The organism is Kitasatospora sp. NPDC047058, from assembly GCF_040643935.1.
GTDB lineage: Bacteria > Actinomycetota > Actinomycetes > Streptomycetales > Streptomycetaceae > Kitasatospora.
The window spans coordinates 1-5,458 of sequence record NZ_JBEYVJ010000427.1; the positions used below are offsets into that span (position 1 = coordinate 1).

General features: G+C 76.0%; 6 protein-coding genes. 2 read left to right on the forward strand and 4 right to left on the reverse strand.

Annotation, left to right across the window (positions count from 1 at the left end; all coding sequences use genetic code 11):
- The first annotated feature begins 162 nt into the window (after window positions 1-162).
- Window positions 163-1,161, forward strand: coding sequence for a PQQ-binding-like beta-propeller repeat protein (locus ABZ885_RS34565; protein ID WP_360197727.1), 999 nt, complete (start codon window positions 163-165; stop codon window positions 1,159-1,161).
- Between the two features lie 87 nt (window positions 1,162-1,248).
- Window positions 1,249-1,884: a uridine kinase gene (locus tag ABZ885_RS34570; RefSeq protein ID WP_360197729.1), complete on the forward strand. Its 636-nt coding sequence runs from the start codon at window positions 1,249-1,251 to the stop codon at window positions 1,882-1,884.
- Here ABZ885_RS34570 and ABZ885_RS34575 read toward each other — a convergent pair.
- The 4 genes from ABZ885_RS34575 to ABZ885_RS34590 form a co-directional block, all read right to left on the reverse strand.
- Window positions 1,832-2,695 carry a DNA-formamidopyrimidine glycosylase family protein gene (locus ABZ885_RS34575; protein WP_360197732.1) on the reverse strand — a complete coding sequence of 288 codons (864 nt, stop codon included), beginning with the start codon at window positions 2,693-2,695 and terminating at the stop codon, window positions 1,832-1,834. The two genes, ABZ885_RS34570 and ABZ885_RS34575, sit on opposite strands and share 53 nt — an antisense overlap.
- A 75-nt stretch (window positions 2,696-2,770) precedes the next feature.
- Complete coding sequence (locus tag ABZ885_RS34580) at window positions 2,771-3,238, reverse strand: universal stress protein (RefSeq protein WP_360197734.1); 468 nt, start codon at window positions 3,236-3,238, stop codon at window positions 2,771-2,773.
- Between the two features lie 260 nt (window positions 3,239-3,498).
- Entirely contained in the window at window positions 3,499-4,521 is a 1,023-nt protein-coding gene (locus ABZ885_RS34585) for a zinc metalloprotease (protein ID WP_360197737.1), read from the reverse strand.
- Window positions 4,522-4,824: 303 nt separating this feature from the next.
- A partial coding sequence (locus ABZ885_RS34590; protein WP_360197740.1) for an AAA family ATPase occupies window positions 4,825-5,458 on the reverse strand: 634 nt, incomplete at its 5' end.

Genomic DNA, 5,458 nt, shown 5'->3' on the forward strand with positions numbered 1-5,458 from the left:
GCCGATCGGGCCGCCCGTGGTCGGTGGCCAACCTCCGTGATCGGATCATGTCCCGGGCGGTGCTCGACGCCGAGCTGACCGCCGAAGCCGCGGCCGACCCGGCTCACCGGGCCGGAGCCGGTCTGGACGTACCGGGGCCCGGAGGCGATGACGCCGGAGCGGTTGAGCGCACGGCCTGTCCAGCCGGTCTTCCTGTCCCGGTCCGGGCTCCAGGTGCTCGACCCGGCCTCGGGCACGGTGCAGCGGACGCTGGAGTTCCCGGTGCCCAAGACGGACTGGCCGAGCGACCTCGACGTTCCGGACAGCCGGGTGGTGGTCGGCGGCGACCGGGTGTTCACCAGCTCGCACGGCCACGTCGACGGCCGCCGGCTCGGCGACGGGACGGCGCGGTGGAGCATGCCGCTGCCGGAGGAGCTGGGCAGCACCATCACGCTGTTCGGCTGCGACGGGGACGTCGTCTACGGCCGGGCGGAGTCGAAGCCGTTCAGCCCCGACGGCACCGAGAACCTGTTCGCGGTGCGCTACCCGGATCTCGCCGTGCTGTGGAGCCGTCCCTCCGCCGGCGAGCACCCGCTCTCCCCGGTCACCTCGGCCGACGGCCACGTCCCGCTGCTGGAGTCCTCGGGCGCGACCCGCCGGCTGGTCCTGCTGGACACCGCCACCGGCAAGCCGGTCTGGGCGGTGCCCGCCGAGGAGAGCACGAGCTGGGCCGTCGCGAGCGGGCAGCACGTCTACACCAACGGCGGGCCGACCGGGCTGCGGGCCCTGCGGCTGAAGGACGGCACGCCGCACTGGTCGGTGGCGCCGGGACCGTCCGAGGAGTGGCGCTGTCTGCCGCCGGCCGCCGACGGCACCCGGGTGTTCGTCCCCCGCGACGACGGCGTGGTCACCGCGTACGCGGCGGAGACCGGCGCCAGGCTCTGGTCGCACCGGCTGCCGTTCCGGCTGGACCGCCGCAGCCGGCTGCTGGCGGCCGGGACCGACCTGTTCGTGCCGGGTCCGGCGGCCGCCGGCGTCCGTGCGCTCGACGCCGCCACCGGGGAGGAGCGGTGGACGTTCCGCGACTCGGGCCCGGGCGTCGACGTGTGGTCGCTGTCCGTCGACGCCACCCACCTCTACGCGGGTCACGACGACATACTGCACGCCCTTCCGCTGGCCTGAGGCCGTGGCGGCGGAACCCGCGCCCCGGGCGCGGGCACGCCGGAAAAGGCCGCACGCGTGACCGGCCCCGGCGGGCAGGATGGGCGGATGCAGGTACACCCGATCTCGCCCGACCGGCTCGCCGAGCTCCTCGCCGACCGCATCACCGCGCTCCCGGGGGCCGGCGAGCGGTGGCTGCGGGTGGCGGTGGACGGCGCCGCCGCGGCCCGGCCGGGGGCGCTGGCGGACGCCCTGGTCGAACCGCTGCGGCTGCGCGGGCGCCCGACGCTGCGCGTGTCGGCGGCGGGCTTCCTCCGCCCGGCCTCGGTGCGGCTGGAGTACGGCAAGCAGGACGCGGACGCCTTCCACGACCTCTGGCTGGACGACGGCGCCCTGCTGCGCGAGGTGCTGGACCCGCTGGAGCCCGACGGCAGCGGCCGCGTCCTGCCGTCGCTGCGCGACCCGGTGACCGACCGGTCGACCCGCGCGCCGTACACGGCATTGCCGCCCGGCGGGGTGCTGCTGCTGGACGGCGCGCTGCTGCTCGGCCGCTGGCTGCCGCTGGAGCTGACCGTCCATCTGGCGCTGTCCCCGGCCGCGCTGGCCCGCCGGACGCCGCCGGAGGAGCGGTGGACGCTGCCGGCCTTCGCCCGCTACGAGGCGGAGACCGTCCCCGCCGAGGCCGCCGACGTCACCGTCCGGGTCGACGACCCGCGCCACCCGGCCCTGGTCGGCTCCCGGTAGGCCCGGCGGTCCCGGCCTCCGGTGCCGGCCCGCGCTGGCAGTACGGGCACCAGTACGCCACGCGCTCCTGCGGCGGGGCGCCCTGGCCCGCCGTCAGCACCTGGGTCCCGCAGCGCGGGCAGGGGCGCCCGGCGCGCCCGTAGACCCAGTGCTGGTGGCCGCGCCGGGTGTCGCCGGTGGTGACGTGGCCGGGGCGCAGCCGGTTGGCGTCGAGGATCTGCCGGGCCCGTTCCACCAGCCGGTCGGGGCGCGGCAGTTCGCCGACCGGGGTCCACGGGGTGACGCCGGCGAGGTAGCAGAGCTCGTTGGCGTAGACGTTGCCGATGCCGGCCAGGTTGCGCTGGTCGAGCAGGGCCTCCGCGACGGGCCGGCCGGGGTGGGCGAGGAGCCGGCGGACGGCTTCGGCCGGGTCCCAGTCGGGGCCCAGCAGGTCGGGGCCGAGGTCGCCGACGGCGCGCTGTTCGTCGGTCGTGCGGAGCAGTTCGACGACCGGGAGCCGGTAGCCGACCGCGGTGCCGCGTTCGGTGCCGAGGACGGCGCGGATCTGCCAGGCGGGGCCGCCGGCCCAGCGTTCGCCGGGGCGGTAGACCTCCCAGCGGCCGTCCATCCGCAGGTGGGTGTGCAGGGTGAGGCCGCCCTCCAGGCGGGTGAGCAGGTGCTTGCCGCGCGGGGTGACGTCCAGCACCCGCCGTCCGGCGAGGGCGGCGGTGGCGTGCGCGGGCACCCGCAGGTCGGCGGTGGTCAGCAGCTGCCCGGCCAGGGCCTCGTGCAGCCGGGCGGCCACGCGGTAGACGGAGTCACCTTCTGGCATGGTTCCATCCTGCCTCGGTGCGGTGGCCGGGCGCGCGGGGCGTGGTCCTCCGGCGGCCCGGTGCGCAGAGCGCCGTCATCCGGCGGCCCCGCCGGGCACGTGGCCCTCGCGGACCACGACCACCGGGCAGGGCGCGTGCTCGGTGAGGTGCCGGCTGACCGAGCCGAGCAGGGCGCCGGAGAACCCGCCGAGGCCGCGGCTGCCGACCACCACCAGGGCGGCGCCGACGGCCGTCTCCAGCAGGGCCTGGGCGGCGTTGCCGGGCAGGACGGACTCGGCGATCCCCACCTCGGGGTCGGTCCCGACCACCCTGGTGACGGTCTCGGAGAGGGTCCGGCCGGCCAGCTCCTCGGGGTTGAAGCCCTCCGCCGGCGGCACGCTCAGCCCGGCCCAGCCGTAGAACGCGGGGTACTCCCAGGCCGTGATCGCGTGGACGCTGCCGCCGGCCATCCGGGCGTAGTCGACGGCCCAGCGCAGCGCCTGCTCGGAGGCGGGCGAGCCGTCCACGCCGACGACGATCCGGGGGTTCGCGCTGTTGGCCATGCCGCTGCTCCTTGCTCGACTGCTACCTCGGCTTCACCTGCCGCTGACTCCCGAACATAGATCAACTGGGATATTCCGCCACCGGTTGCCACGCCGCGTCCGCCGGACGCTCACCGAACCCCGTGCGCCCGCGCCACCGGTGCCGCACCCCTCCCCGGACGGCCGGCCGGTCCCGCGGCCGGGCCGGCCCCGGAACTGGTACTGGCGGGTGCGCGGGCCCGATCGCCCACGCACCCGCCAGGATCTCGGACGGCCGGCCGTCAGGCCCGGTAGGCGGCCCAGGAGTTGGACATCCTGGCGACCTGGCCGGGGGTGAACTGCGTCATGCAGGAGTCGTAGGTGTAGTCCATGAAGTTGTGGATCGGGTCGAGGCCGGTGGCGGTGCAGGTGTCGCGGCCCGCCGGGCACTGGAAGGCGGCGCTCTTCTCGGCCGGGGTGTCGGAGACGTAGTCGCCCTGGCCGCTGCAGCCGCCCTGGAAGGTGTGGTACAGCCCGAGCCAGTGGCCGACCTCGTGGGTGGCGGTGTCGCCCTCGTTGTAGTTGGCCGCCGAGCCGCCCGGGAACGAGGAGTCGAGGATGACCACGCCGTCGTCGCTCGGGTTCGACCGGTAGGAGCTCGGGAAGGTCGCCCAGCCGAGCAGCGACTGGCCGAGCTTGGCGGTGTAGAGGTTCAGGGTCCCGGCGCCGCCCTTGCGCAGCGAGGTCTTCATCGCCTTCTCGGCCGAGGAGCCGGGGGTGATGCCGTTGTACCAGGTCGCGTTGTCGGTGTAGTCGCTTCCGGCCAGCTGGAACTGGAACTGGCTCGCGGTGTTGCCCGCGCCCTGGCCGCCGTACGCGGCGTTGAGGACGGAGATCTGCTTGCTGATGTCGGTCGCGCTGAGCTTGCCGGTCGTCCCGGAGTGGACGACGTGCACGTACACCGGGATGGTGGTGGCGGCGGCGAGCGTTCCGGGGGCGAGCAGCGCGCTGCCCTGGGAGGAATGGGCCAGCTGGACGACGCGGGCCTGCAGGTCCGCGTCCATGACCTTGGCCTGGGCGTCGGTGACGGCGTTGGGCTCGTGGCCGGTGGTGCTGCCGGCGGGCTTGCGGGCGGCCGCGTCCGACCCCGCGGCGGCGTCCGCGCTCTCCCCGCCGACGCACTGGGCCGAGGCGGGGGCCTGGGCGGCGGCGGTGGAGAACGAGGCGGGTGCGGCGAACTGGGTGAGCCCGAGGGCGGCGACGAGGGCCGCGGCGCTGAGGAATCTGCGGGGGACACGCGAGGGGACGCGGGCAGAACGACGCATCTGCGCTCCTGAGGGGGAGTTGTGGGGGGTGGCGGCCGCTTTGGGGGAGCCGCCGGAGCCTAAGGCTACGCAGGGCCACGTGTACGCGTCAGTTCTCTTCCGGCCTCAAAGTTCTGACGACAAATCGGACGCTACCGGGAAGCCTGATCGGCCGGCACCGGCCACAGGTGGAGCATTTCCTGCACCAACCGATCGCGGCAATGCCCCGGATCTGTCCGAAAGTTGACACTCCGTCCGCCCCGCAGGCACCCCGGAGGGCCACCCGGACGGGTCGGCGGGCGGCCCCGCACCGCCTCGCCGAGACTACGACGCCACGAAGACGATCTCCCGCAGGGCGCGCGCACCGGCCCGGTCGAGTACCACGGCCGACGCACAGCCGGCCGGCGGCTCCCCCGTCCCGGCCAGCCTGCGGCGCAGCCGCCGGGCGGCCTCGCGGTGCCGGGCGAACGCGTACGCGGAGACCCGCTGCCCACGGGCGGCCTGGCCCTCCCGGGCCTCGCCCGCACTGGCGTCCAGCAGGATCAGGTGCACCCGCCGCCCCTGCCGGGCCGCCGCCCGGGTCACGTAGCGGCGCACCCAGGGCAGCGCCCCGCAGTCGTGCACCGCGAGCGGGCCGCCGCCGAGCACCGCACGGCGCAGCCGCCGGTAGTGCGCGGCCCGGACCAGCGGACGGTAGACGAAGTACGGCAGCCAGGACGGCAGCCGGGCCGCGTACTCCTCGCGCACCTGCTGGGAGTCGACCAGCCGGGCCGTGATGCACCGGCGCATCAGGGTGCTCTTCCCGCTGCCCGGCAGGCCGGATACGACCAGGAGGTCGTCGGCGCGGTAGTGCAGGGCGGCCGGCAGGCGGACCGGGCCGCCCGGCCGGCCGTCGCCGCGGAGGTCGTGCAGTCCGCGCGGGCGCAGCGCCTTCCCCGGGCCGGCCGCCGGCCGCGCC